Below are 25,402 nucleotides of genomic sequence, written 5' to 3'. Positions count from 1 at the left end.
GAAGGAGAATTGTTAAGAAATTGTTAAGATTAAGTTTTTTTAATCTAAACTTGGATCGATTTGCCCGGACCTTTACTCCTAATCATTTTTTAAAGGATATATCGTTTGCAAAAAAATAACGAGGCCTAAACGGCCCCGCTATTCTTTTGCAGCAGGTTTTGGTATTTCCTTGATTGCCAAATAGAGAATCAGCAGCGAGGCGAACCAATTGATTAAAAATCCGCCTGGAACCGGGGTTTTCAGGGCTCCCATAATGGCAAAAAATATTGTTGGCAACGTTACGCTGTATGCAGCCATTCTCCACAAATGGCGGTATTGCAAATTCCTGCCTGCAAGGTTTTTTAACATTAATCCAAAGAGGGCAAGGATCGATATTTCGATAAATTTCATTGCGCTTGAAAATAAATAAATGACGAAGATCAGTACGGGAATAAGGATCCCCATCATTGAATCAAGATTCGTAATTAACTCGGCCACATCATTTTTTGTGAGATCTAAACCCAGCATGGAATACTGATGAACTTGGGTTTCACCGCCGGCTGCCAATACAAATTCATTTTGCAGAAGCGCAACAGCATTATCTTCAGCGCGCAAGTCTTTCTCGCTTACTGACCCCGTTGGATCGACGATGATCGTAAAACCATCTTTACTGATTGTAACAGGGCGATTCTCTTCGGAAGAAAGCTGACCGTTCTTGATAGTGAAATCCGGCACATCCTCTTGAATCGACTCCCGGGCAATATTCACGCCGTCAATTAATGCCGTGCCAAGATAGTACGATGATGGAATAATCGACAGGAGGGTAAGAAAGAAAATGTACAAGATCGTTTTGCCAATTCCCTGAAATCGAAATAATGCAATGTCTTTTGGCGAATACAAGCTTTTAAAAAACTGTTTAAATATATTCATATATATACACACCCTTACTTAAGTCTTGCTTTCTTATTGTATCTTTATCACTTTTTAAGCACAAGCTTTGTTGCTCCCGGCCGTTCGTTATTTTTTATCCCAGTCAGGATAAAACCGTGCCGGTGAAAATTTTATGCGAAGCTATATTTGTCGAAAAAAATAATAGTATATATAATAGCCATAAGTGTTAAATAATAAATTGAAGGATGAATGGTATGGAATATGTATATTGGGCGGCCGTTATATTAATGTTTATCGTTGCCTTTGCCGGGCTGGTTTTTCCGGTCATCCCGAGCGCTTTATTCTTGCTGGGCGGTTTCTTGCTTTATGGTTTGTTTTTCTCGTTTGAACCGTTGGGCTGGTTGTTCTGGATCATACAAGGACTGTTTGTGATTCTATTGTTTGGCGCCGATTATATCGCCAATTTAATAGGAGTAAAGAAATATGGAGGTTCGAAAGCAGGCGTGTGGGGAAGTACGATCGGGCTCTTGATCGGGCCATTTGTTATTCCGGTACTTGGAATTCTAATCGGTCCGTTTCTCGGCGCGATCGTTGCAGAACTGCTGATCAATAAAAAGGATATCCAATCCGCAGTGAAAATCGGGTTTGGCTCAGTGATCGGCTTCGTCAGCAGTGTTGTCACAAAAGGGATCATCCAGGCTGTGATGATTATCTATTTCCTGATTTTAGTAATGTGAAAGGGAAGGACATTTTCAGACCGTGATCGACGTTTGGAAATGTCCTCTCTTGGAACAATCAAAATGCAGGGCAGCACAGATTGCTAATTAACAGGCCCGGCATTAATTTACGCCACAAATTTCAAACGGACAGTTTTGGCAGTCAACTTCCTGGCGCAAATAATTTAAGTCTTTGACCAGAAACTTTTGCTGATCATAGGAAATTACATCGAGCTCCCGCAATTCCTTCAGCATCCTTTGGATAACTTCCCTTGTGCCATATGTTAAGTTGGCCAGCTCCTGGTGGGTCAGTGGAATATCGATGAGGATGCCTTCATCAGTCATCACGCCATAGCTGTTGCAGAGGCGGATAATGATCGAATAAAGACCGCCCTTTTTTCCGTGCATGATTAAATCCTGGCACTTCATCTGCGCTTTTAAGTAACGGGTGCTCAGCCATGTTGTCAGGGCATTTAACGCCCGGTGATCATGTGTAATATAGTGCTCAAAGTGTTCACGCTTGATCATTAGCATTTCGCAGTCGCTGATCGTTTTGGCAAAGAAATGATACTTGTCGGAATTTTTAAACAGCTGGTATTCAATCAGAAGTTCTTCGCCATTGAGGATTTTCAGAATAAATTCTTTTCCTTTTAAGTGAATTCTCCCAAGGGCAACAGTGCCATCCAAAAGGATATAAATATGCTGGACAGGATCTTTTTCCTGAAAAAGAATTGTGCCGGCTTTCACTTTCTGAACCGTTTCTTTATCGATAAAATATTGCAGCAGTAAACTATAAAGTGATAAATTTATCTCGCCCATATATGCCACTCCTTTTAGTCCTTACACTTTTGATTTAAAAGAAGTATTTATAACATGTCAATATGGTTTTTCCAATTAATGGCTGCGTTTTTCGGTGAAAGCAACTTATATCATTGACAGCAAAGGGATGACTGGAAAAATGACAACTTTTCGAAACAATTGCTTTAATGCCCATCCGCCTCGATTTCTTCCATAACGCATGAGATCTATGATCCAAAATTCATTTTTAACAGTGAAAATAGTGGAATTATTATAAGCATTTTATTTGAAACGCTTACCGAACTTTGGTAATCTTATGCTGAAGTGCTTAAGATCGAATCTTGAGCATTAACTTTACGATACATAAGGAGGAATTAATGATGGCTTTTGAATTACCGCAATTACCTTATGCTTACGATGCACTGGAACCACACATCGACAAAGAAACGATGAACATCCATCACACAAAGCACCACAACACATATGTCACAAACTTAAATAACGCGTTGGAAGGAAACGCAGAGCTTCTTTCAAAAACTGTGGAAGAGGTAGTTTCCAACTTGGACGCAGTTCCTGAAGCGGTTCGTACAGCTGTGCGCAATAATGGCGGCGGACATGCCAACCATACATTATTCTGGCAAATCCTTTCACCAAATGGCGGCGGCGAGCCGACTGGCGAATTGGCGGATGCAATCAACAGCAAATTCGGCAGCTTTGAAGCTTTTAAAGAAGAATTTTCAAAAGCGGCAACTACTCGTTTTGGCTCCGGCTGGGCCTGGCTTGCAGTCAATAATGGCGAACTGGAAGTAACAAGCACGCCAAACCAGGATAATCCTTTAATGGAAGGCAAAACACCGGTTCTTGGACTTGATGTTTGGGAGCACGCTTATTACCTCAAATATCAAAACCGCCGTCCTGAATACATCACCTCATTCTGGAACGTTGTAAACTGGGATGAAGTTGCCAAGCGTTACAGCGCTGCGAAATAATTTATCAATGAAGACCCCTGTCACGATTTTTTCCGGCAGGGGTTTTTTAAATCTATTACAATTCTTAGTAAATTTGTGATTGGAACTCAGGATCGATACAATTGAAGGAAAACTCCGTATTTAGCAACTAACCTTCTGAACCTCCATCCCCTTTTTCACCGGAAAGTGCATACAAGAGTTGATTTTGTTGAAAACTACCCCTGTGATACAAAGGGGAGTTTTTTGATGAAATTGAACAAATTGATCGGAGATGTCGAGCTTACAAGAGATTTAAGTTTATTGCTGCTGATAGGCGGCCTTTATTCATTAAGTGTTGCCCTTTCCAATACCTTTGTTAATATTTATCTGTGGAAACAATCAGGCGAATTCACCGATTTGGGATTGTATAATTTAGCGGTCGTCGTGCTTCAGCCGATCACTTTCGTTTTGGCGGGAAGATGGGCGAAGAAAATTGACCGGGTCATTGTTTTGCGGATTGGCGTCATTTTTTTAGCGTCATTTTATTTAGCGGTGCTGTTTATCGGAACCGATGCTTCGAGCTTCTTGCTGCTGCTCGGGGGGCTGCTGGGGATCGGCTATGGTTTTTATTGGCTCGCCTTTAATGTGCTCACCTTTGAAATAACCGAACCGGAAACACGCGATTTCTTTAATGGTTTTCTCGGAATCTTAAACTCGATTGGAGGAATGATCGGCCCGATCGCTGCCGGTTTTATCATTTCGCGGCTTGAGAATTTTACCGGCTATTCAATCGTTTTCGGTTTGTCGTTAACATTGTTTTCCGCAGCAGTTTTTTTTAGCTTCTTTTTAAAAAGAAGGCCTGCAAAGGGACATTTCTGGTTTCAGCGCATCCTTTCCGAACGACAGAATAACCGGAATTGGCGGCTGATTACAAACGCGCATTTTTTTCAGGGGCTGCGTGAAGGCGTCTTTGTATTTATCATCTCCGTGTTTGTATTTATTTCAACAGGAAGTGAAATGGCGCTTGGTGCTTTTGGGTTGATTAACTCGGGGATTGCCTTTATCGCATACTATATTGTATCAAGGATGATTAAAAAGAGAAACCGGAAAAAGGCGATTTTGTTTGGCGGTTTGATTTTATATGTGTCGATCTTCCTGGTTGTCTTCGAACCGACCTTTACAAAGATGCTGGTGTACGCAGCGGTCATCGCGATTGCCTATCCGCTTCTTCTCGTTCCATATGTGTCGCTCACCTATGATGTGATAGGCAGGGGATGGAAAGCTGCGGAAATGAGAATCGAATATATTGTCGTCCGCGAGCTCTTTTTAAATTCAGGAAGGATCGTTTCAATTGCTTTGTTTCTGTTGGCAATTACCTTTTTTAATAACGAAAAGAGCATTCCTATCCTGCTGCTGATTCTTGGAGCCGGCCACAGCCTCATCTATTTATGTGTCCGCAATATTCATTTTTCTTCAACATGAGGGGAACTTCGACAAATTTCCTGTTTTTTTATGGAAAATACGGTTAACAATAGATAAATCGCTCTTTTTCTTATAGAATAAATGATAGAAAAATGAAATCCTTGTACAAGGGAAGTGTGGAGAGTTGAACAAAAAGAAAAAGAAGACGCATGTGCCGTTTCGGCTGAACATGTTGTTCTTTGCTGTGTTTTTGCTTTTTTCATTATTGATTTTGCGATTGGGCGTTGTCCAAATTGTATATGGTGACGATTATAAACGTGAGATTGAACGGACCGAAGATAAAATCGTCAGCAATTCGGTGCCGCGGGGGAAAATGTTTGACCGGAACGGAAAGGTCATTGTTGATAACACGCCGCTGAACGCGATCACATATACGAAATATCAAGGAACGAAACAGCAGGAGATTCTGAAAGTCGCCGAGAATCTGGCCAAGCTTATTGATAAAGATACAAGTAAAGTACGTGAACGCGATCGCAAGGATTTTTGGATTTTGAAAAATCCCGACCGCGCTGCCGAAAAAATTACCGACAAAGAACGAGCTTTATTTGAGGAGAAAGAGCTGACGGATAAGGATCTTTACAAACTGCAGCTCGAAAGAATTACCGAAGAAGAAATTAATGAATTCAGTAAAGATGAGCTTGAAGTGCTCGCTATTTACCGGGAATTGAGCTCAGGCTATGCCCTGACGCCGCAAATTGTCAAAAACGAGGGAGTAACCCCGGAAGAATTTGCGGTTGTCAGCGAGAACCTCGAACATTTGCCCGGAGTTGATACGACGACGGACTGGGACCGTTTTTATGCATTCGGAGATACGCTGAAGTCCGTGCTTGGCAAAGTGTCCGATGCGGATAAAGGTTTGCCCGAGGATCAGCTTGATTATTACCTGTCACGCGATTACAGCCGCAATGACCGCGTCGGGATCAGCTATATTGAGCAGCAATATGAGGATGTTCTGCACGGCCAAAAAGCGAAGGTGAAAAATATTACCGATAAAGCGGGCAATGTCCTGAAAACGGAAGTCATTTCTGAGGGCAAGCGCGGCAAAGACCTGGTCCTCTCCATTGACATGGACCTCCAGCTCGCGGTCGAGAAAGCGATTGAAGAAGAGCTTTGGGCTGCAAAAGGCGAACCCGGCACTTCCCTGTTGGACCGGGCCTATGTGGTGATGATGGATCCCAATACGGGTGAAATCCTGTCCATGGCAGGCAAGCGGATTGTAAAAAATGAAGAAACTGGGCAGGATGAAATGCAGGATGATGCGCTCGGAAATATCACAACCACCTACAACGTTGGTTCAGCTGTCAAGGGTGCGACGGTTTTAACGGGGTATCAAACAGGGGCAATTGGACCTGGAAGCCGCCACCTTGACGCACCGATGTATATTAGAAGTACACCAGTAAAAAAATCGTGGACAAACATGGGTACTGTTGATGATCTCTTTGCGTTAAAAAGATCTTCGAACGTCTATATGTTCAAAACGGCGGTCACGATCGGCGGCGGGGAATATATTCCGTACGGTCCGCTTAGGTTGAACCCGCAGGCTTTTGATACGATCCGTGACTCATTCAGCCAGTTCGGCCTTGGCGTCAGAACCGGGATTGATCTGCCGAACGAAACGATTGGCTTTAAAGGGATGGACACAAGACCGGGTTTCCTGCTTGACTTAGTAATCGGGCAATATGATACGTACTCCAACATGATGCTTGCCCAGTATGTTTCAACGATTGCAAATGGCGGCCACCGCCTTGAGCCGCATTTGGTGAAGGAAATCAGGGAGCCGGTCATGGAAAATAACCAGCTTGGACCAATTATGCAGGAAATCAAGCCAAAGGTTCTGAATAAGCTGCCGATGAAAGAAGAGTGGATCGACCGCGTCCAGGAAGGGTTCCGCCAGGTAGTCCAGGAACCGGGAGGTACAGCATACACCTGGTTTCCGCTCGAATATTTGCCGGCCGGGAAAACGGGAACAGCCGAAGCTTTTTATGACGGGCCGCTAAGAAAGAATTTTGGCAAAGAAGCTCCCGAAGTCATGAACTTAAGCTTTGTCGGTTACGCTCCGCATGAGAACCCCGAGGTCGCCATCGCCGTGTTGGTGCCGTGGGCTTTCCAGGGTGACAAAGACCATAAAGCCAACCTTAAAATAGGAAAGAAAGCATTTGATGCATACTTTAATTTAAAGAAGCAGCGTCTTGAACAAAATATGAACCCGGCAAATCCTGTCCAGGAAGAGGAAAATATTGAAGAGGTTCAGGCAGGACAGGAAACAGCACGGGAAGAAAATGAACAAAGCGTCGACAACTAATATGCGAATACAGTAAAAAACTGCTTTCGAAAACTGAAAGCAGTTTTTTTAATGGGTAAATAACTTAAATTTCAGTCATTCATGGGGCATTCTCAGTTTTTAAAAGAAAGATTTAATTCTGCAATTGTGGGTATAATTAAAGTAAACTTTCCAAAAATAAACCGCCTGAGAAATCGCTTGCCAAATTATTAATTTAACCCGCTTTCGACATTTTTACACAGTTTTCAGCGAAATTTACAAAACCTTTACAAAGTGTTAAAACGCGATTAATAGTTTAGCTTTAATGTATTACATGTAGGACAAAACAACCATATCTCTTAGGGGGACCAAAAGAAATGAAAAAGTTTAAGTTCTTGGCATTATCAGCAGTGATGAGCACAGTGCTTGCATTCACTGCAGCATGTGGAAACGGAGCTGAAGGGGACAATGAAAACCCTGATACAGGCAACGGTACTGAAAATGCACAATTATCAGGTGATATCAATATCGACGGATCTTCAACTGTATATCCGATCATGGAGGCAGTTGCTGAAGAATATCAAATGGAACAACCGGACGTTAAAGTATCTGTAGGATTCTCCGGAACAGGCGGCGGTTTTGAAAAGTTTATTGCCGGCGAAACGCATATGTCCAACGCATCCCGTCCAATTAAAGATGAAGAAAAAGCCCAATTAGAAGAAAAAGGCATTGAATTTACAGAATTTCAACTTGCCTTTGACGGCCTTTCAGTCGTTGTAAACCCTGAAAATGAATGGGTTGACCACCTGACAGTAGACGAGCTTAAAAAAATGTGGGTTAACGATGGTACAACAAAAAAATGGTCTGATATCCGTGAAGGATGGCCGGAAGAAGAAATTAAGTTTTATTCACCAGGAACAGACTCCGGAACTTACGATTATTGGAACGAAGTGATTCTTGAAGACGAAGAAATGGTTCAAGGTGCAACACAATCTGAAGATGACAATGTTCTTGTTCAAGGAGTGGCAAATGACAAGAATGCGATCGGATTCTTCGGTTATGCATACTACGTTGAAAATAAAGACAGCTTAAAAGTAGTGCCGATCGATGGCGGCGAAGGTCCGGTTGAACCGACAAATGAAACAATTGAAAGCGGAGAATACGCACCACTTTCCCGCCCGTTATTTACTTATGTAAGCAATGAAGCGTTAAAAGAAGAGCATGTATATGATTACATGACCTACTTGCTTGAAAACGCAGGCGAGCTTGCAGAAGACGTTGGTTATGTAAGCCTTCCTGAAGAAGACTATACTAAAGCATTGGAAACACTTGAAGGATTGAAGTAATATTGGTTTTAACAAGATGGGAAGCCTTCCTTGGTGCTTCTCATCTTGTCATGTGATGAAAGGGGTTTTTAATTTTGGCTGGCAATAAAATGTCAACAGCACAGTCTCTCTCAGTTCGTGAGCTAATTCAAGCAAAAAAGCAGAGAAAAGGCACGCCGAACATCGTTGAAAAAATAGTCCCGATTATTCTGTTGGGAACAGCGGTTATTTCAGTTTTAACAACCTTTGGCATTATATTTACGCTTATTTTTGAAACATTTGAGTTTTTCCGCCGTGTTTCACTAGCGGAATTTTTTACTTCTACCAAGTGGTATCCGTTTTCGGAAACATCGGGGTCATACGGAATTTTACCGCTTGTCGCAGGCACCTTAAAAGTAACGGCCATTGCATCGGTTGTTGCAGTACCGATCGGGATCGCATCTGCCATTTACTTGAGTGAGTATGCTTCAGACAAAACACGCCGGATTATCAAGCCGATTTTAGAAGTGCTGGCCGGTATTCCAACGATTGTGTATGGTTTTTTTGCATTGACATTTGTGACTCCACTTTTGCGCAGTTTCATACCGGAAATAGATTTCTTCAACGCGCTAAGCGCAGGGATTGTTGTAGGAATCATGATTACGCCGATGGTGACATCTCTTTCGGAAGATGCCATGTCATCGGTGCCCCGCGCGATGCGTGAAGGAGCATTTGCGCTAGGTTCTACTAAATTTGAAGTAGCGGTAAAAGTCGTGTTGCCTGCCGCAGTTTCAGGAATTGTAGCATCTGTTGTGTTAGCTCTTTCCCGTGCGATCGGTGAAACGATGATCGTGACATTGGCAGCCGGGTCAACTCCGAGCCTTGCATGGGATGTAACTTCATCCATTCAAACGATGACAGCCTATATCGCGCAGGTCAGCTCCGGAGACGCCGGTTTTGGGACAACGATTTATTACAGCATTTATGCAGTGGGTATGACTTTATTTATTTTCACACTCGCGATGAACCTGCTTGCACAGTTTATCTCTCGCCGCTTCAGGGAGGAATACTAATATGAAACTAGTGGATCAAAAAATTGTTGAAAAGAAAATGCCAGCGCGGATTATGCGCAACAATCTTTTCAAAGGAATATTCTTCATTGCAACATGCTTTGGATTAGTGGTTCTGGCCGTTCTACTATATCGGATATTCACTCAAGGAATTGGTTATCTGAATATGGACTTTTTGCAGAACCTGCCTTCAAGAAGACCTGAGCAGGCTGGAGTAAAAACAGCGTTAATCGGGACAATATGGCTGATGGGGGTCATTGCGCCTGTTTCCTTATTTCTTGGAGTAGGCACGGCATTATATTTAGAGGAATATGCGAAGAAAAACAAATTTAATGACTTTGTTAAAGTAAATATTTCGAACCTGGCTGGCGTGCCATCAATCGTATTTGGTCTGCTCGGCTTAACCGTTTTTGCGCGGGCTCTTGCTTTGGGTAATAGCGTACTCACAGCCGGATTAACGATGAGCCTGCTGGTTTTGCCCGTTATTATTGTGGCATCGCAGGAGGCCATTCGCGCGGTGCCAAGAGAGCTTCGTGAAGCGTCCTATGGAATGGGAGCGACAAAATGGCAAACCATCGTCCGGGTCGTGCTCCCGGCAGCGATTCCAGGAATTTTAACCGGGGGCATTCTGGCTCTTTCCCGTGCGATCGGTGAAACAGCTCCGTTGCTTGTAGTCGGAATTCCATTGTTTATTGCGTTTACGCCAACATCGATTTTCGATACTTTTACTGTTCTGCCAATGCAGATTTATAACTGGACGAGCCGTCCGCAGGAAGAATTTCATGCTGTTGCAGCAGCGGGGATACTGATTCTTCTTGTCCTGTTATTGTTGATGAATTCAATTGCGGTTATCATCCGCAATAAATTTCAAAAGAGATATTAATACTGGGACGTTAAAGAGACTTTCTTTTTGGATGAAGGAGGAAATCAAATGAGTACAACAAAAGAGAAGACAGTTGCGATAAATACGGGGAATGATCAAAGAAATAACGCGGAAAATGCCGGGAATGGCGTCGTTTATAAAACTTCAGGATTGAACCTCTGGTATGGTGAAAACCAGGCTTTAAAAAATATTGACCTTGATATTTTCGAAAACGAAGTAACAGCGATTATTGGCCCATCAGGATGTGGGAAATCAACATATATTAAAGTGCTAAACCGGATGATTGAGCTGATTCCTGGTGTCCGCACTTCAGGAACGATTTCTTACAGAGGGCGCAATATTCTCGATCGGGATTATAAAGTGGAGGACTTGCGCACCCAGGTTGGGATGGTGTTCCAAAAGCCTAATCCTTTCCCAAAATCGATTTATGAAAATGTAGCATATGGACCAAGAATTCACGGGATTCGGGATAAAAAGATCCTCGATCAAATCGTTGAAAAGAGTTTAAGGGGCGCAGCGATCTGGGACGAAGTGAAGGACCGCTTAAACCAGAATGCTTATGGGTTATCAGGCGGACAGCAGCAGCGTTTATGCATAGCGCGCTGCCTTGCAATTGAGCCGGATGTCATCTTAATGGACGAACCAACATCTGCCCTTGACCCGATTTCAACATTAAAGGTTGAAGAACTTGTTCAGGAGTTAAAGAAAAACTTCAGTATTATTATCGTTACGCATAATATGCAGCAGGCAGCACGTATTTCCGATAAAACAGCCTTTTTCCTGAATGGAGAGGTAGTTGAATTTTCGGATACGGATAAAATTTTCTCTACTCCGGCAGATAAACGGACCGAAGATTATATTACCGGCCGATTCGGGTAATGAGCCTTATAAGAAAAATCGTGCGAAACAACTCGCGCGATTTTTCATCATATCAGTAGTTGTATGCGTTTTTAAAAAGCCTGATCGTTTCGATACAGGAATTACTATTGGTGCTCTTGGTTAGCCAGCGCTTGTCGGGGTTGAATGATAGGAACAAGCCGGTTTTTACTTATTCCACAAGGCACCTCCACTTTTCTTATATTACGGCATGATGAAGGGAGACAATCAGATGGTTGTACGGGAAAAATTTCAGGAAGAACTGAACGATTTACAAAGCAAGCTTAATGAATTGGGGCAATTGGCAAGTGAGGCTTTAACAAGATCGCTTGAGGCTTTAGAAACAAAAAATATTGAGCTGGCACTTGAAATAATGGAAGACGATACGAAAGCCGATATTTTGGAAGAGGAAATCAATGATCTTGCCATTTTGCTGATTGCCAAACAGCAGCCGGTAGCGATTGATCTGCGCAGAATTATCGTCGCCATTAAAATTGCGACCGACATTGAAAGAATCGCCGATTTTGCTGTCAATATTGCTAAATCGACGATCAGGATTGGCAATGAGCCGCTTATAAAACCAATCGAGCACATTAAGGAAATGCACAAGCTAAATTTAGAAATGTTACAGATTGCTTTAGAAGGCTATACGGAAGAAGATGTTGTGAAGGGCAAGAAGGTTGCCGAAATGGATGATCATGTTGATGAGTTATATGGAGAAGCGATTAAGGACCTGCTCCAGCTAAGTATTCAAAAGCCTGAATTCCTGCCGCAAATTACCCAGCTCTCATTTATATGCCGCTATCTTGAAAGAGCTGCCGATCATACAACAAATATTGCCGAGAGCATTATTTACTTGGTTAAAGGACGCCGCTACGATTTGAATAGTTGATAAGAAAAGCGCAAGCGCCTTGGTCAGCCCCGACAAGCGCTGGAGGGCCTGACAGTGAAGTCGCTTTTTGACTTCATTGGCAGGACCGAAGCGACTCGAGGGGCTAGGCGCTGGAGCTGGACATCGAAACGCCCAACTATATTTAGAAACGTTTATACTTTCCTATAGCTTAAAAAAGGAGCAAGCTCACGCCTGCTCCTTTAATTTTTCGTAATCAATCTCCCAATCTCTTCATAATCCATTCCCTTATTGATCTCAAAGGTTCCGACCTGGATTTTCGTGCTGTACCCGGAACGCTCCATAAATAGCTCGAATTCCCGGGGGTTTTCGATGATGGTCTGCTCGGCAAGAAGGGTGGCAATTTCCGATGAGGTCATGCCGCTTGTAACTACAAGCTGATACGCAGGCGCTGATTGCTCAGGATTCTGTTCTGGTTGTTCGCTGTTTGCCGCTTGTTCTTCCTTTTTTTCGGTCGTGTCAGGCGGATTGGCTTCTGTTTGCGCTTTACCAGCCCGTTTCAGTTCCAGAAAATGATCTTGCGATAAAACGACATAGCCTTCAGCTTCGAGCTTCTCGATCGATTGATCAACAGACTGGGCCGGCTTTCCATCAATAAAAAAATAATACGAACCGATGCAGCTGACTGTAAATAAAATGCCAACCGCAAATGATCTTACACTTCGCTTATTCATAACGCGTCCCCTTATCCTAATTCCTGAAGAATCGAATTTACTTCACTTGTCGACAGAGACGATTGCCTGGCAATTTGTTCGGTGGTTAAGCCTTGCTGGGCAAGGGAGATAACCTGATTTTTTAAAATGGCATGGATTTGCTTTTTTTTCGGAACAAACGAAGGCTGCAAATCTTCATAAACAAGAAGTTCTTCCTCGAGAACAGCCAGCTTCTTTTTAATTTGGTAGATTTCCTGCATTTGCTGCAATGAAAATTCGTCCAGATCGTCGCGGACTTCCTTGTGCGGGTCTTTAAGAAACATCGAAACAATAATTAATAGTATTGAAAGGGCAAGCATCCCTAACATTAAATACTCCATAAATACACCTCAGTTGGGTTTCATTTGTCTATGACAAAAATATTTTACCATTAGAAACAGCAAATTTCGACGTTATTCGCATCAAAAATTTTTCAGAAAACGTTGTCGGAAAAAGAAGTCTAAATATTTTGCCGCTGTCGAAACGTCGGCTTGTTAAGATAGCTTTCTGAAAAAATCGAAATTTTTACATCAAATTCCATCTGTGCTCGCCCGGGTGTATACAAGATCCGACAAAATGCGTTTATTGTGGGCTTTTCCTTTCAATGCTAACATGAAAGTAAACCTTTTTTCATAATCGGAAGCGTTCATGCATATAATATATATTTTAGCCAAAAGAAAATGAGGTGTGGAAATGATTGAGGAAATTATCAAACTTCGCAGGAACGGGCTGTCGTTTCGTAAAATAGCCCTCGAGCTTGGCTCAACTGTTGGAAGGGTCCAATACCAGTGGAAAAAATATATGAATGAAGAACGTAATGGTTTGCGGACTGCCGTTGTATCCGGACCCCGGCAAATCGATATCAAAGCTGGAAACGGCTTTTCCGCACTGCGTGATTTTGCTGCTCTTCCAGCGCCTGACGAGCTGGTTTTGTGGATCGTTTCTGCTGACAAGGTTTATGCTTTTTGGAGGCTCTCTCCCTTTATAAAGAACCTCGTAGAACAATACTTTGATCAGGATTACGGCGATTTTTTAACAGTGCTGCGCCTGTATGATATCACTTCAATTATATTTAATGGGAATAATGCGCATGGATACCATGAAATGATGGTTCCGGAAGATGTGCAAAACTGGACTTTTAAAGGGCTAAAACCAAATCGTTCCTACTGTACAGAACTTGGCGTGAAGCTGTCCGGAACAAGATTTTTTCCTTTGTTGCGTTCCAATTCGGTGCATATGCCAAGAACTTCTGTGCACCAGAGCCGGGAATTATTTAAAGAAATTACAACATTTATGGAAAAATCCGATTCTCCTCCCAATTGGATTGAGCATGTCAGCACCTACAGCTATTATGAGAAAACGAGTAGAAAAGAGGAGCGAGAATGATAAAAGTGAATTTTCAGCTTGTCTTATATTCAGACTTTTCCTATTTAGATTTTGAAAATTGCCTGGAAGCACAGAAAGAGCCAGTGTATAAATTTTCTATCGAACTGATTCGCTTTCTCGACTATTTGCAAGCTTTCAACCGCGAAGCATTATTCCAGCTTGCCTTACCACCCGTTTTTTACGAACTGGCCGATCAACCCGCTTTTCGGAAAGCGTTGACGGAATATTTGGAACAAAAAGATGAAAATAAAAATATTCTTAAAGCATGGGCAAACTGGGAATATCGGATATCGGTACCAATACGGCTGCTGACCCGGGACGGAAAGCTTGAGCTTCTTGCCAGTCCGGTGACGGGGGCTTTGCTGCCGTTTATTTCTACACCTGCCGGAATAAGGTCACAAATAAACGAAGGGCTCTCGATTCTTGAGGATTATTTCCATGTAAAGCCGAAAGGATTTTGGTTTCCCCGTGGTGCATACATGCCAGGGCTGGATTTGTATTTACTGCATGAAGGGTTTCAGTTTAGTTATTTACATGAAAATACGGTAAAGTATGGAGATCCGCTCCCCAAGGCAGCCGGAGCTGAGGCGGTTCAGACTCCAAGAGGATTGACGGTTTTTCCAATCTGTGAGATAACAAGCGAAGACGTGGGGATGGTGATCGGCCGGAAAGCAGACGAACTGGCTTCTAAAAGCACCGGGCCGGTATTGTCAGCCGCGTTCGAACTCACTGCTTTTACAAGCAATATTGACAACTATATCGGGCAAATCATCAGTCTTGCCGATGACCAAATCATTTGCTGGCAGCGGGCGGATATTGTTCAAGAAGAGCTTGAACAAATTCACCTCAGTACCTCGGCACTGCCTTTTGGCGAATCCGAAAAGCTGTTAGAGGAAAGCCTTCTTCCTTATTTTGAAGAAAGCTTTTTAATCGAAAAAGAGCTTGAACAGTTAGCTGGCAAGATTGAGGGGACCGGCGAAGAGAAAGCGGCCATGAAGCAAATGATTGTTGAATGGTGTTTATTAACCGGGCAGATAGCGAACGTAAGACATTTCAAAAAAGCGTATGCTGATAAGCATATTTTCAACTACAAGCAATTAAAATCAGCTCTTTTGGCAGGGACGATCCGCAATCGAACCGACCTTCCAAGCGGCTTTCCGCCAGCTGTTTTAACCTCCTTGTCTGTTGATACATGGATAAATGAAGTAAAGCCGGAGCAAGGGCTTCAAATGCGCGAACAAAAGCGTAAAATTCTCATGTTAACGTGGGAGTATCCTCCTAATATTGTAGGGGGCCTCGCAAGGCATGTGCATGGATTGTCGGTCAGCCTCGCAAAGCTGGGCTATGAAGTACATGTGATCACTGCACTGGTTGATGGCCTGGTCCGCTTTGACATAATCGAAGGTGTTTACGTCCACAGGGTAAAACCATATAACGAAAAAGACAGCGATTTCCTGGCGTGGGTCGGAGGATTAAATATAGCGATCGCTTCAAAAGCGGCCGAACTCTCATCACTTTTCCATTTCGATTTTATTCATGCCCATGACTGGCTAACCGGCAGTGCTGCCGCCGCTCTCAAAAAATTATTGAAGCTTCCTTTAGTAGTGACGATTCACGCAACGGAGCATGGACGCAACAATGGCATTTATACCGAAATGCAGCGGTCGATCCACAAAAAAGAGGCAAAGCTGCTTGATTTATCGGATCATGTTATTGTCTGCAGTGAATTTATGAAAGAAGAACTCGGCCACATTTTTGGGACGAATTCGGAAAAGATATCTGTGATTGCCAATGGAATCGAGAAAGCGGCCCGGACGGAGAATGACAGGAAAGGATTGGACGGGCTTCCAGTCTGCCATGAAAAAAAACTTATTTTCTCGATTGGGAGAATGGTGGCTGAAAAAGGATTTGAGACACTGATTGAAGCCGCAACCCAAATGAGACACCTCGAGGATGATATTTATTTTATCATTGCCGGGAAAGGGCCCATGCTTGAGGTTTACAGGAAAATGGTAAAAGATTATCAGCTTGAGAATTTCGTGTATTTAGTCGGATTTATTAATGACGAGCAAAGAAACGCCTTGATGGGGGAATGTTCGATCGCCATTTTCCCGAGCCTGTACGAGCCGTTTGGAATTGTTGCCCTTGAAGCAATGAGCTTTGCCAAGCCGGTGATTGTTTCAGAAACAGGCGGCTTAAAAGGATTTGTTCAGCATGGTAAAACTGGATTGCTGATGGCCCCGGGCAGTTCCGGGAGTCTGATCCAACAAGCGGAATGGCTTCTTGGCAATGAGCAAAAGGCAATTGAAATTGGCGAACAAGGCAGAAAAATGGTTGAAAGCTTATTCAGCTGGAACCGGATCGCCGAGGAAACAAAGCGGGTTTTTGACGAAGCTCTTTTAAACTTTAGAATTTAGCTGTTCATTAATCTGGAATAAAAAATAAAATGTAAAAGGTGCAAATGAACATGAAAACAAAAGATGGTCCATTCTTTCAGGAAAACGAGCCAGTACAATACAGGGAAACGGAACAGCTTAAAGCAAAGCCGGGGATTTGGATCAACGGAAGAATGTATTGGGCAGATAGCGGGTATGAAAAGCTTATACCCGAAGAATTGCTTTCAATCAAAATGAATAGACACCATCCCCACTCGAAAATTCGTTTTTATGATATTTATGTAACAAATCATTCACTCGAGCCAACCAAAATCAAGCTTCTCATGATGCATTCTTATGAAAATGCCGGAAAAGATCATGTTGCATTTGTTTCACCCGTGAAGAACGTAATCTTTCACCTGACCGAAGACCAAGTGTTTTTAATAAACGGTCACTATAACGGTCGACCCATGGAGGAATCGACAGTCCAACCGCTCTGGAATATTGCTTCAGAGGCTTTTTGGAGCTGCGCAGAAAAAGGGCAGCTCCGCTATCAGCCAATGGCGAAAGGATTGGCAGTCAGCATTTTCTCCCTTTCCTTGAAATTGGCGGCCAAGCAAACCGTCACAGCGAACGCGTGGATGATGAAAGGTTCGTCACAGGACGAGCTGTTTCATTTAAATCAGGCACTTTTAAAAAACAGACTAGCATTTTCCTTTAAATAATGGTATTATAGAAAAGTCGTATGCACGAACTAGTTAGGTATAGTTTGGAGGGAAATAACATGCGTGTAAACATTACATTAGCTTGCACAGAGACTGGTGATCGCAACTATATCACTACAAAAAATAAACGCAATAACCCGGACCGTCTTGAGCTAAAGAAATATAGCCCAAGATTAAAACGTGTTACTTTACACCGCGAAACAAAATAAGCAGTGGGAGCTATTCCTGCTGTTTTTTTGTATAAAAAAATCGACTTTTACCATAGAAAGTCAGCGGTGAGACTGAGCACTTTAAATTTCAACGAGAGAACAGGGAGCCCGTTTTTAATCCGTGCTTCAGATTAAAACCCGCTGTTAGCCAGCGGGTTTTCTTTGTGGATAGTATTGTAAAAAGGGAGTGGGTCCATGAACAGGAAAAGTGAGATTCGGAAAATGGTAAAAGAACGGCTCGCTGCACTTAACAAACCATTGTATGAGGATAAATCGTACCGGATCGCAACAAAGCTGTTTCAAGATCGAAGCTGGCTGGAAGCAAAGACGATCGGTGTAACGATTTCAAATTTTCCGGAGGTTGATACATATCAAATCATTCGCAAAGCATGGGAGCTCGGCAAGCGTGTTGTTGTGCCGAAATGCGTTCCGGCGCAAAAGCAATTGATCTTCCGTACGCTCGAGAGCTTTGCCCATCTTGAATCAGTGTTTTTCGGATTATACGAGCCTGTTGAGGAGCTGACAACTCCGGTTGATGGCGAAACCATCGATTTATTAATTGTCCCGGGCCTTGCGTTCGGACGGAGCGGTTTTCGAATTGGCTTTGGCGGCGGTTATTATGATCGCTTTTTAGCCGGTTATCACGGTGAGACAATATCACTCGCTTTTCGAGAGCAAATGTTCGAAGAGCTTCCGGTGGAGGAACACGATCTGCCTGTTGCAAAAATTATTACTGAGACAGAAGTCATCGTTGCCGATGAGTAGCACATTGATTTTAGGGTTATTCGTCGTGGCTGCTGCCGTTCTCGCCTATTTATCACGTTCATTATCAAAAAGCGGGGCACTGGCCTCTGTCCTGATAGGATTTGCCATTGGTGCTGGAACTGGTCTGCAGGGATTAATCTTGTTGGGAGCCTTTTTTATCAGTTCAAGTTTATGGTCAAAATATCGGGCGGGAGAGAAAGCTTTTGCCGATAAACACGAAAAGGGTTCAAGGAGAGATTGGAAACAAGTGCTTGCGAATGGAGCTATTCCGGCAGGATTTGCCTTGCTTCACGATTACACGCACGATCCAGTCTGGGTTATCGGTTTTTCGATCGCTCTTGCTGCCGCCAATGCTGATACATGGGCGTCTGAAGTCGGCTCACTCAGTAAAACCGATCCGATTCTGATCAGGAATTTCCAGAGGGTTGAAAAAGGGACCTCCGGTGCTGTCACTGTTACGGGCACGGCAGCGGCTTTGTGCGGCTCGCTGCTGATTGCCATTTTAGCTACGGGTTTATTTCGATTTGAGTTTATCATTGCTTTACTGATTTTCTTGCTCGGTTTCATCGGGAATCTTTTCGATACCTTCTTGGGAGCATATCTTCAAGCCGCATATCAGTGCAATCAGTGCCGCTCAGTGATCGAAAAGAGCAGCCATTGCGGGAAACAGGCGCAGCTTATTAAGGGCTTTCGGCTGTTTGATAATGACGCTGTCAACTTTTTATCATGTTTGATTGCCGCTGCAGCGGGAATGCTTGTATATATAATGGTTCCATAGCAAAATGGCAGCACTCCAACAAGTGGTGAAAATAAGTTAACGAACAGAGGAGTTTCCTATCCATTTTTAATCGGTCATTAATAAATATGTAAAAAAGGGGTAATGGTATGCAAAAAGGAGTAAATCGGGTAGCGCTGATCGGAACTGGATCTGTCGGATCCAGCTATGCTTTCGCTCTTTTAAATCAAGGGGTTACAGAAGAGCTTGTCTTAATTGATCTAAACAAGGAAAAATCTGAGGGAGATGCGATGGATCTTAACCACGGCATGGCATTTGCCCCATCCCCGACAAAAATATGGTATGGAGATTATTCAGATTGCCGGAACGCCGACCTGGTCGTTCTATGCGCCGGGGCAAACCAGAAGCCTGGGGAAACGCGGCTTGACCTTGTTGAAAAGAATACGCGGATTTTTCAATCGATTGTCGAACAGGTGATGAATAATGGGTTTGACGGAATCTTTCTCGTCGCAACCAATCCGGTTGACATTTTAAGCTATGCGGTATGGAAATTTTCAGGGCTGCCAAAGGAACGGATAATCGGGTCTGGAACGCTATTGGATACTGCGCGCTTCCGCTTTCTGCTCGGGGAGTATTTTCACATTGATACCCGTAATGTTCATGCATACATTATCGGTGAGCATGGTGATACGGAGCTTCCGGTCTGGAGCCATGCCGACATTGCAGGCAGGTCTGTCTCTGATTTGGTTGCAAGCCATGCCGGGATTCGCAGCGAGGATTTGGAGGATTTATTTATCAATGTGCGTGACGCTGCATACCAGATCATCCAGCGAAAGGGTGCCACTTATTATGGCATTGCGATGAGCCTCGTCCGGCTCACTAAAGCCATTTTACAAAACGAAAACTCCGTCTTGACGGTCTCCGCTTATCTGGACGGAGAATACGGGCATAAAGATATATTTATTGGCGTGCCGGCCGTTGTCAATCGAAACGGAATAAGGGAAATTGTTGAACTGGATCTAACCGAAGAGGAGAATGAGAAATTCACCCATTCTGTAAATGTGCTTAAAAAGACAATGGACCCTGTCTTAAAAAGGAATCATTAATTGAAGGGGACCATTGGCTTAGACCGACTTTCTACTGTTAATTAATTATACTGCCGCCGATTTCAGCGCGGATAAAAAAAGCGGATCTTCCTCAAACTATACGAGGAGGGATGTTTATGATCAGGACAATTTCTTCAATTTTTTTAATTGGAACCGCAGTCTATTTTCTGTTTAAAAATCGCTATAAGTTGGTCAATTCGGTGATGCGGCGTCCCGTTGGCCGAAGGTTTTTCGTTGCTTCCCTGATGAATATTCCGGGAGTCAAAAACAAAATGATGAAAACCGTATTCTCAGGACCTGCCAGAGGTAAGTGAAAAGACCCGTGCAGGTCTTTTTTCAGGATACAAAGGAAATATTCAAAAGAGCAATTGTGACAAATGCGCTGATGATTTTTCAAAAAAACGGGATATATGAACTGTTTTTTTACGATAAAATAAGATTTATACAGGGACCGTGCTGAGACAAAGAAAGTAGGGGAAAAATTGAGCTTTCGTGAAGATTATTTATTTTGGAGACTGGCCCATTATTTAATTTCGAAGCAGCATTACCGGATCGTTCAGTTATCCAATGAGCAAACCGGGCTTTGGCTTGAAAAAATTGAACAAAAACAGGCGCAAATCATCAGACTGTTAAGATACAATCTTGATTGGGGGAATTGGCTGCAGCGCGATATTGAATTAACGGCGGCGAATGGAGAAAGGATCCGCAAGCAGCTTGGCCACCGTGAATTGAATATGGTCAATATTTATGTAACCCCATATCCCCCGGTAGACGATTATTCATTTCGCATTGAGAAACCGTATTCACACCCCGATTTACCAAAAACGATCGTCTCAACCCATATCATTGATCGGGCGAACGGGCTTTCAGCACTGGAAGCTGTTGGACAATATTTTGACGACTCCATTTCATTCCCCGTCAATGGGGAATATACAGAACAGGACGTCGAGACGGTTAAGCAAGCGGCATTGGCTGAGGCTGTAAATAAGGTAAAAAAAGAAAAAGCGTTGTTCGGGTACGGCAGCCCGTTCTTTTCCTACATCTTTATTGCTATTCAAGTAATGATGTTCCTTGTTCTTGAATTGAATGGAGGCAGTACAAATACTGCAACGCTTGTTGAATTCGGTGCGAAGTCCAATCCGCACATTATCGCAGGTGAATGGTGGCGGTTTTTTACGCCGATTGTCCTTCATATCGGCATCCTGCATTTATTCATGAATACGCTGGCTCTTTTCTATCTCGGCCCCTTGATAGAAAGGATTTACGGCAACATACGGTTTCTTGTGATTTATTTATTTGCCGGGTTTACAGGGTCGCTTGCCAGCTTCGCCTTCAGCCCAAGCTTATCTGCCGGGGCAAGCGGAGCCATTTTCGGCTGTTTTGGCGCGCTTCTTTATTTTGGGCTTATTCATCCAAAGCTTTTTTTTCGGACGATGGGCATGAATGTGATTGTCGTGATCGCCATCAATCTTGGATTGGGATTTGCCATTCCGGGAATTGATAATGCCGGCCATATCGGCGGTCTTGCCGGCGGCTTTTTAGCTGCTGGTGTCGTTCATTTTCCGGAAAAGAAAAGACTTTTACTGCAGTTGCTGTTTTTGCTGTTGAGTTTTGGCTCAGTGCGCTGGCTGTTAAATTACGGATATGAAGAAACAGCAAGAACAATGGATGAACAATCGGTGCTCTCTCTTGCCGGGAAATATGCGCAATCACAGCAATACGATAAAACCTATAAAACGCTTATCAACTATCCTGAAAGTGAAAATCGTTCAGCCCAGTTTTTGTACGCACTGGCCTTTACTGAATTGAAGCTGGGAATGAATGACGAGGCGAAAGGCCATTTGCTTGAAACGATTGAGAAGGAACCGCGCTTTGATGAAGCTCATTATTATTTAGCATGGGTTCTCTTTGCTGAACAAAACGTTCAAGAAGCACAAACCCATGCGGAAAACGCCGTGAAAATGAAACCATCCAACCAGGAGTATCACGATTTATTAACAAGAATTAACGCTTATCCTGAATCCGCTGGCGGAGGATAACGGGTTCACGGTCAGCTGTTTCAAAAGCAACCAATAAGTGAGATTGATCTTTTGCAAGCAAAATCAAAGGCATGGAACTGTCGATTGGATCAATGATGGTTCCATCCTTTTTTTGGATGCCTAAAAAATAGTTTTTGTACAAACCTTCCCACAAATGCCCGGGAATCTCGTTTGTCCGTACAGCAAACACCAGAAATGCTTGCCGGGTATGTTTAGCCTGCTACTTGTCAATGATGGAAGTATCAATAATCAGGTAAAGTTTGGATTGGCTGGATAAATGTTCTTTGAGGTGAAGGTATGGATCTAAGGGAAAAAGTACCGGTAAATGAACAAATAGAAGAAAATATTGCTTTTATGCGGAAAGAGCTCGGGGTCGGCAAAAGCTTTGATGTGATTCAGATTGATGTGGAATATGCTGAAAGAAAGATGGCTTTTTATCTGATAGATGGACTGGTAAAGGATACAATTTTGCATTTCATGATGCGGCAGCTGATGGAGCTTAAAAAGGAACAGCTTGCCAATCAGCCGTTGGAAAAGCTCCTTAAAATGCATATTCCCTATATAGAAGTGGAAACGACCGATGATCTGAATTCAGCGGTTGATACTGTTTTGGCTGGACCGACGGCACTGCTGGTGGACGGCATTGACAAGGTGATCCTGATTGACGCCCGTACTTATCCGGTGCGGGGACCTGAGGAACCCGATATTGAAAGAGTGGTCAGGGGATCAAGAGATGGCTTTGTTGAAACAATTGTTTTTAATACGGCGTTGACAAGAAGAAGGATCAGGGACCGCACGTTAAGAATGGAGTATATGCAGGTTGGCCGCCGCTCAAAAACAGATATGGCGATCTGCTATATCGAGGATATTGCCGACCCGGACATTGTTGAAAAACTGAGAACTTCCTTGTCAAACATCGACACGGATGCATTGCCGATGGCGGAAAAAACGGTTGAAGAATTTGTGACCGGACGGCATTGGAATCCGTATCCGATGGTCCGCTACACAGAGCGGCCGGATACAGCAGCAGCCCACTTATATGAAGGGCATGTAATCTTGATCGTGGATGGCTCACCAAGTGTCATTATTACGCCAACTACGTTCTGGCATCATCTTCAGCATGCCGAGGAGTATCGAAATAAACCAATGATTGGAGCTTATTTAAGATTTGTCCGCTTTATAGCCGTTTGGGCTTCAATCTTTCTGCTCCCTCTTTGGTACCTTTTCGCTGTAAATCCTGAATTGCTGCCTGAAAATCTTTCTTTTATAGGCCCGAATGATGCGGGCCAGGTTCCGCTCCTGTTACAATTTTTACTCGCTGAAGTGGGAATTGATATGCTCCGAATGGCGGCGATTCATACTCCATCATCGCTGGCGACCGCGCTGGGGCTGGTAGCCGCGCTCATGATCGGGGAAGTGGCGATTGAGGTCGGACTATTTACAAACGAAGTAATCCTGTATCTTGCTATTGTTGCAATCGGAACGTTCGCGACCCCGAGCTATGAGATAAGCCTTGCGAACCGGATTGTCCGCATTTTCCTCATGCTGGCAACAGCCATGTTTGATGTTTACGGATTTGTAATCGGTACTGCGCTATTTATTATATTGCTGGCTCGAATGCAATCGTTCGGGGTCCCGTATTTATGGCCATTCATTCCGTTCAACGCGCGGGCATTTCGTGACGTACTGATCCGTGCGCCCATTCCTTTGAAAAACAGACGGCCGCGCATGCTGCATCCGAAAGATCCAGACCGGTAGAGCGGATCTATCCCGTCAGCGCAAAATTAAGCCAATTTAAGAAGTCTTCTATATGGAAGGCTTTTTTAATTGCGAAACTGGCTGATATTCCTCTTGAGCAAGCCATCGCTTTAGACTATACTTTAATCATGACGGCATGTTCTAATATTCACAATCTGTGAGGTTGAAAAATGAAATCGATATACGATGTCCAACAATTTTTTAAAAAGTTTGGCACGATCATTTACATAGGGGACAGGCTGGCCGACCTTGAATTTATGGAAGCTGAATTGAAAGAGCTCCACCAATCACAATTAATTGATGAAAAACAATTTCAATCAGCATTACTATTGCTCCGCAATGAAATAGCCAGAGAATATGATAAACGAAAAAATCGCTAAAAGAAAAGGTGAAGAGGATGTCAGAAAAATGGATCGCAGGTGTTGACCTGGGCGGAACGACTACAAAGCTTGCTTTTATCAATTTGTACGGTGAAATTATACATAAATGGGAAATTCCAACCGACACCACAAATGGCGGGAAAAATATAACGACAAATATCGCAAAAGCGATTGATCAAAAACTGAACGAGCTTGACCAGCCAAAAGAAAAGCTGCTCGGCATTGGAATGGGAGCTCCCGGCCCGGTAAACTTAACAACCGGGGTTATCTACGAGGCGGTTAATCTCGGCTGGAAACACGAATATCCGTTAAAGGATTTACTTGAAGTTGAAACTTCCCTTCCTGCAGTGATAGATAATGATGCGAACTGTGCAGCGCTTGGAGAAATGTGGAAAGGCGCCGGGAACGGGGCGAAGGATCTCGTCTGCGTCACTCTCGGTACCGGTGTTGGCGGCGGTGTGATTGCAAATGGCGACATTGTCCAGGGGGTTAACGGGGCGGCAGGAGAGATTGGCCATATTACGTCGGTCATCACGGGAGGAGCTCCGTGCAACTGCGGAAAAACAGGTTGCCTTGAGACCGTAGCATCCGCAACAGGAATTGTCAGGATTGCTTCCGAAAAACTTCAAGCCGCAGAGGGCAAAGGCGAACTTTTTGAAATCTTTACGCGCACTGGGGCGATTTCAGCAAAAGATGTTTTTGAGGCAGCAGCCAAACAGGATCCACTTGCTGAACAAGTTGTTGCCGAGGTTGCTTTTCATCTCGGGCTCGCGTTAGCCAGCATTGCCAATACATTGAACCCTGAAAAGATCGTGCTTGGCGGCGGTGTTTCCAAGGCAGGAGATATTCTGCTCAATCCTGTACGGGAGCACTTTGCAAACCATGCCTTTCCACGGATAGCCAAAACCACGCAATTGGCCCTCGCTACATTGGGAAATGACGCCGGGGTCATCGGGGCCGCCTGGCTTGTCAAAAATAAAATTGATTAATATACGGGTCTTGGCAGAAGAGCTTGGGAATTTTGGCTGGATAGTCCAAAATTCCTTTTTTTTTAGCTATAGGAAAGTATAAACGTTTCTAAATATAGTTGGGCGTTTCGATGTCCAGCTCCAGCG

At 43.6% G+C, this 25,402-nt stretch carries 26 protein-coding genes; 21 read left to right on the top strand and 5 right to left on the bottom strand.

Annotated features, from left to right (window positions below; genetic code table 11):
* Nucleotides 1-138 precede the first annotated feature (138 nt).
* Nucleotides 139-909 carry a DUF1189 domain-containing protein gene (locus tag CU633_RS12925; protein ID WP_101661009.1) on the bottom strand — a complete coding sequence of 257 codons (771 nt, stop codon included), beginning with the start codon at nt 907-909 and terminating at the stop codon, nt 139-141.
* Nucleotides 910-1,124: 215 nt separating this feature from the next.
* Here CU633_RS12925 and CU633_RS12920 point away from each other — a divergent pair, with 215 nt between their 5' ends.
* The gene (locus CU633_RS12920; protein ID WP_101661008.1) at nt 1,125-1,607 is read left to right on the top strand and encodes a DUF456 domain-containing protein; all 483 of its coding nucleotides are present in this window, start codon (nt 1,125-1,127) and stop codon (nt 1,605-1,607) included.
* A 102-nt stretch (nt 1,608-1,709) separates the two neighbouring features.
* Here CU633_RS12920 and CU633_RS12915 read toward each other — a convergent pair whose 3' ends face one another.
* Nucleotides 1,710-2,405, bottom strand: a complete 696-nt coding sequence (locus CU633_RS12915; protein WP_101661007.1) for a Crp/Fnr family transcriptional regulator — start codon at nt 2,403-2,405, stop codon at nt 1,710-1,712.
* Nucleotides 2,406-2,764: 359 nt separating this feature from the next.
* Here CU633_RS12915 and CU633_RS12910 point away from each other — a divergent pair, with 359 nt between their 5' ends.
* From CU633_RS12910 to phoU, 8 genes are all read left to right on the top strand, one after another.
* Nucleotides 2,765-3,373 (top strand): superoxide dismutase, encoded by a 609-nt coding sequence (locus CU633_RS12910; RefSeq protein WP_101661006.1) that lies wholly within the window; start codon nt 2,765-2,767, stop codon nt 3,371-3,373.
* Nucleotides 3,374-3,598: 225 nt separating this feature from the next.
* Nucleotides 3,599-4,813 (top strand): MFS transporter, encoded by a 1,215-nt coding sequence (locus tag CU633_RS12905; protein ID WP_374703370.1) that lies wholly within the window; start codon nt 3,599-3,601, stop codon nt 4,811-4,813.
* 169 nt (nt 4,814-4,982) lie between these two features.
* On the top strand, nt 4,983-7,115 hold the full coding sequence (locus CU633_RS12900) for a peptidoglycan D,D-transpeptidase FtsI family protein (protein ID WP_374703371.1): 2,133 nt from the start codon (nt 4,983-4,985) through the stop codon (nt 7,113-7,115).
* Nucleotides 7,116-7,450: 335 nt separating this feature from the next.
* The gene (locus CU633_RS12895) at nt 7,451-8,419 is read left to right on the top strand and encodes a PstS family phosphate ABC transporter substrate-binding protein (RefSeq protein WP_101661003.1); all 969 of its coding nucleotides are present in this window, start codon (nt 7,451-7,453) and stop codon (nt 8,417-8,419) included.
* 89 nt (nt 8,420-8,508) lie between these two features.
* Nucleotides 8,509-9,450 (top strand): phosphate ABC transporter permease subunit PstC, encoded by a 942-nt coding sequence (gene pstC / locus CU633_RS12890; RefSeq protein ID WP_101661034.1) that lies wholly within the window; start codon nt 8,509-8,511, stop codon nt 9,448-9,450.
* 1 nt (nt 9,451) lies between these two features.
* Complete coding sequence (gene pstA, locus CU633_RS12885; protein ID WP_101661002.1) at nt 9,452-10,330, top strand: phosphate ABC transporter permease PstA; 879 nt, start codon at nt 9,452-9,454, stop codon at nt 10,328-10,330.
* A gap of 48 nt (nt 10,331-10,378) precedes the next feature.
* Nucleotides 10,379-11,209 carry a phosphate ABC transporter ATP-binding protein PstB gene (gene pstB, locus CU633_RS12880; protein WP_101661001.1) on the top strand — a complete coding sequence of 277 codons (831 nt, stop codon included), beginning with the start codon at nt 10,379-10,381 and terminating at the stop codon, nt 11,207-11,209.
* 229 nt (nt 11,210-11,438) lie between these two features.
* Complete coding sequence (phoU, locus tag CU633_RS12875; RefSeq protein ID WP_101661000.1) at nt 11,439-12,098, top strand: phosphate signaling complex protein PhoU; 660 nt, start codon at nt 11,439-11,441, stop codon at nt 12,096-12,098.
* A gap of 200 nt (nt 12,099-12,298) precedes the next feature.
* Here phoU and CU633_RS12870 read toward each other — a convergent pair whose 3' ends face one another.
* Together CU633_RS12870 and CU633_RS12865 are read right to left on the bottom strand one after the other, a co-directional pair.
* A complete protein-coding gene (locus CU633_RS12870) occupies nt 12,299-12,790 on the bottom strand; it encodes an endolytic transglycosylase MltG (RefSeq protein ID WP_101660999.1) in 492 nt (163 codons plus the stop codon).
* 11 nt (nt 12,791-12,801) lie between these two features.
* Nucleotides 12,802-13,149 carry a hypothetical protein gene (locus CU633_RS12865; protein ID WP_101660998.1) on the bottom strand — a complete coding sequence of 116 codons (348 nt, stop codon included), beginning with the start codon at nt 13,147-13,149 and terminating at the stop codon, nt 12,802-12,804.
* 352 nt (nt 13,150-13,501) lie between these two features.
* On the opposite strand from CU633_RS12865, the gene CU633_RS12860 reads away from it, so the two are divergent.
* The 9 genes from CU633_RS12860 (at nt 13,502) to CU633_RS12820 (ending at nt 22,149) form a co-directional block, all read left to right on the top strand.
* Nucleotides 13,502-14,194, top strand: coding sequence for a DUF4912 domain-containing protein (locus CU633_RS12860; RefSeq protein WP_101660997.1), 693 nt, complete (start codon nt 13,502-13,504; stop codon nt 14,192-14,194).
* Nucleotides 14,191-16,611 carry a glycosyltransferase gene (locus tag CU633_RS12855; protein ID WP_101660996.1) on the top strand — a complete coding sequence of 807 codons (2,421 nt, stop codon included), beginning with the start codon at nt 14,191-14,193 and terminating at the stop codon, nt 16,609-16,611. The genes CU633_RS12860 and CU633_RS12855 overlap by 4 nt, the downstream gene beginning before the upstream one ends.
* Before the next feature lie 50 nt (nt 16,612-16,661).
* On the top strand, nt 16,662-17,294 hold the full coding sequence (locus tag CU633_RS12850) for a hypothetical protein (RefSeq protein ID WP_101660995.1): 633 nt from the start codon (nt 16,662-16,664) through the stop codon (nt 17,292-17,294).
* A 59-nt stretch (nt 17,295-17,353) separates the two neighbouring features.
* The gene (gene rpmG / locus CU633_RS12845; protein ID WP_101575611.1) at nt 17,354-17,503 is read left to right on the top strand and encodes a 50S ribosomal protein L33; all 150 of its coding nucleotides are present in this window, start codon (nt 17,354-17,356) and stop codon (nt 17,501-17,503) included.
* A 195-nt stretch (nt 17,504-17,698) separates the two neighbouring features.
* Nucleotides 17,699-18,268, top strand: a complete 570-nt coding sequence (locus tag CU633_RS12840) for a 5-formyltetrahydrofolate cyclo-ligase (RefSeq protein WP_101660994.1) — start codon at nt 17,699-17,701, stop codon at nt 18,266-18,268.
* The gene (locus tag CU633_RS12835) at nt 18,261-19,046 is read left to right on the top strand and encodes a DUF92 domain-containing protein (RefSeq protein WP_101660993.1); all 786 of its coding nucleotides are present in this window, start codon (nt 18,261-18,263) and stop codon (nt 19,044-19,046) included. The genes CU633_RS12840 and CU633_RS12835 overlap by 8 nt, the downstream gene beginning before the upstream one ends.
* A gap of 107 nt (nt 19,047-19,153) precedes the next feature.
* Nucleotides 19,154-20,110 (top strand): L-lactate dehydrogenase, encoded by a 957-nt coding sequence (locus CU633_RS12830; RefSeq protein WP_101660992.1) that lies wholly within the window; start codon nt 19,154-19,156, stop codon nt 20,108-20,110.
* A 116-nt stretch (nt 20,111-20,226) separates the two neighbouring features.
* Nucleotides 20,227-20,424, top strand: a complete 198-nt coding sequence (locus CU633_RS12825) for a hypothetical protein (protein WP_101660991.1) — start codon at nt 20,227-20,229, stop codon at nt 20,422-20,424.
* A gap of 168 nt (nt 20,425-20,592) precedes the next feature.
* On the top strand, nt 20,593-22,149 hold the full coding sequence (locus CU633_RS12820) for a rhomboid family protein (RefSeq protein WP_101660990.1): 1,557 nt from the start codon (nt 20,593-20,595) through the stop codon (nt 22,147-22,149).
* Here CU633_RS12820 and CU633_RS12815 read toward each other — a convergent pair.
* Nucleotides 22,115-22,339, bottom strand: a complete 225-nt coding sequence (locus CU633_RS12815) for a hypothetical protein (RefSeq protein ID WP_101660989.1) — start codon at nt 22,337-22,339, stop codon at nt 22,115-22,117. The genes CU633_RS12820 and CU633_RS12815 overlap by 35 nt on opposite strands.
* 107 nt (nt 22,340-22,446) lie before the next feature.
* Between CU633_RS12815 and CU633_RS12810 the strand changes: the two genes are divergently transcribed.
* From CU633_RS12810 to CU633_RS12800, 3 genes are all read left to right on the top strand, one after another.
* Nucleotides 22,447-23,907: a spore germination protein gene (locus tag CU633_RS12810; RefSeq protein WP_101660988.1), complete on the top strand. Its 1,461-nt coding sequence runs from the start codon at nt 22,447-22,449 to the stop codon at nt 23,905-23,907.
* A gap of 170 nt (nt 23,908-24,077) precedes the next feature.
* A complete protein-coding gene (locus CU633_RS12805; protein WP_101660987.1) occupies nt 24,078-24,287 on the top strand; it encodes a YqgQ family protein in 210 nt (69 codons plus the stop codon).
* 17 nt (nt 24,288-24,304) lie between these two features.
* The gene (locus tag CU633_RS12800; protein WP_101660986.1) at nt 24,305-25,276 is read left to right on the top strand and encodes an ROK family glucokinase; all 972 of its coding nucleotides are present in this window, start codon (nt 24,305-24,307) and stop codon (nt 25,274-25,276) included.
* Nucleotides 25,277-25,402 lie beyond the last annotated feature (126 nt).

The sequence above is a fragment of the Bacillus sp. V3-13 genome (assembly GCF_002860165.1).
In the GTDB taxonomy this organism is placed as follows: domain Bacteria; phylum Bacillota; class Bacilli; order Bacillales; family Cytobacillaceae; genus Bacillus_BJ.
This window is presented reverse-complemented; position numbering and strand designations above follow the sequence as displayed.

What these genes read in the sequence shown, in the direction of transcription:
- pstA (WP_101661002.1), top strand. Translation starts at nt 9,452, where the DNA reads ATGAAACTAGTGGATCAAAAAATTGTTGAAAAGAAAATGCCAGCGCGG.
- CU633_RS12855 (WP_101660996.1), top strand. Translation starts at nt 14,191, where the DNA reads ATGATAAAAGTGAATTTTCAGCTTGTCTTATATTCAGACTTTTCCTAT.
- pstB (WP_101661001.1), top strand. Translation starts at nt 10,379, where the DNA reads ATGAGTACAACAAAAGAGAAGACAGTTGCGATAAATACGGGGAATGAT.
- CU633_RS12830 (WP_101660992.1), top strand. Translation starts at nt 19,154, where the DNA reads ATGCAAAAAGGAGTAAATCGGGTAGCGCTGATCGGAACTGGATCTGTC.
- CU633_RS12835 (WP_101660993.1), top strand. Translation starts at nt 18,261, where the DNA reads ATGAGTAGCACATTGATTTTAGGGTTATTCGTCGTGGCTGCTGCCGTT.
- CU633_RS12810 (WP_101660988.1), top strand. Translation starts at nt 22,447, where the DNA reads ATGGATCTAAGGGAAAAAGTACCGGTAAATGAACAAATAGAAGAAAAT.
- CU633_RS12920 (WP_101661008.1), top strand. Translation starts at nt 1,125, where the DNA reads ATGGAATATGTATATTGGGCGGCCGTTATATTAATGTTTATCGTTGCC.
- CU633_RS12865 (WP_101660998.1), bottom strand. Translation starts at nt 13,149, where the DNA reads ATGGAGTATTTAATGTTAGGGATGCTTGCCCTTTCAATACTATTAATT.
- CU633_RS12905 (WP_374703370.1), top strand. Translation starts at nt 3,599, where the DNA reads ATGAAATTGAACAAATTGATCGGAGATGTCGAGCTTACAAGAGATTTA.
- rpmG (WP_101575611.1), top strand. Translation starts at nt 17,354, where the DNA reads ATGCGTGTAAACATTACATTAGCTTGCACAGAGACTGGTGATCGCAAC.
- CU633_RS12825 (WP_101660991.1), top strand. Translation starts at nt 20,227, where the DNA reads ATGATCAGGACAATTTCTTCAATTTTTTTAATTGGAACCGCAGTCTAT.
- CU633_RS12915 (WP_101661007.1), bottom strand. Translation starts at nt 2,405, where the DNA reads ATGGGCGAGATAAATTTATCACTTTATAGTTTACTGCTGCAATATTTT.
- CU633_RS12900 (WP_374703371.1), top strand. Translation starts at nt 4,983, where the DNA reads ATGTTGTTCTTTGCTGTGTTTTTGCTTTTTTCATTATTGATTTTGCGA.
- phoU (WP_101661000.1), top strand. Translation starts at nt 11,439, where the DNA reads ATGGTTGTACGGGAAAAATTTCAGGAAGAACTGAACGATTTACAAAGC.
- CU633_RS12800 (WP_101660986.1), top strand. Translation starts at nt 24,305, where the DNA reads ATGTCAGAAAAATGGATCGCAGGTGTTGACCTGGGCGGAACGACTACA.
- pstC (WP_101661034.1), top strand. Translation starts at nt 8,509, where the DNA reads ATGTCAACAGCACAGTCTCTCTCAGTTCGTGAGCTAATTCAAGCAAAA.
- CU633_RS12910 (WP_101661006.1), top strand. Translation starts at nt 2,765, where the DNA reads ATGGCTTTTGAATTACCGCAATTACCTTATGCTTACGATGCACTGGAA.
- CU633_RS12895 (WP_101661003.1), top strand. Translation starts at nt 7,451, where the DNA reads ATGAAAAAGTTTAAGTTCTTGGCATTATCAGCAGTGATGAGCACAGTG.
- CU633_RS12860 (WP_101660997.1), top strand. Translation starts at nt 13,502, where the DNA reads ATGATTGAGGAAATTATCAAACTTCGCAGGAACGGGCTGTCGTTTCGT.
- CU633_RS12850 (WP_101660995.1), top strand. Translation starts at nt 16,662, where the DNA reads ATGAAAACAAAAGATGGTCCATTCTTTCAGGAAAACGAGCCAGTACAA.
- CU633_RS12805 (WP_101660987.1), top strand. Translation starts at nt 24,078, where the DNA reads ATGAAATCGATATACGATGTCCAACAATTTTTTAAAAAGTTTGGCACG.
- CU633_RS12870 (WP_101660999.1), bottom strand. Translation starts at nt 12,790, where the DNA reads ATGAATAAGCGAAGTGTAAGATCATTTGCGGTTGGCATTTTATTTACA.
- CU633_RS12840 (WP_101660994.1), top strand. Translation starts at nt 17,699, where the DNA reads ATGAACAGGAAAAGTGAGATTCGGAAAATGGTAAAAGAACGGCTCGCT.
- CU633_RS12925 (WP_101661009.1), bottom strand. Translation starts at nt 909, where the DNA reads ATGAATATATTTAAACAGTTTTTTAAAAGCTTGTATTCGCCAAAAGAC.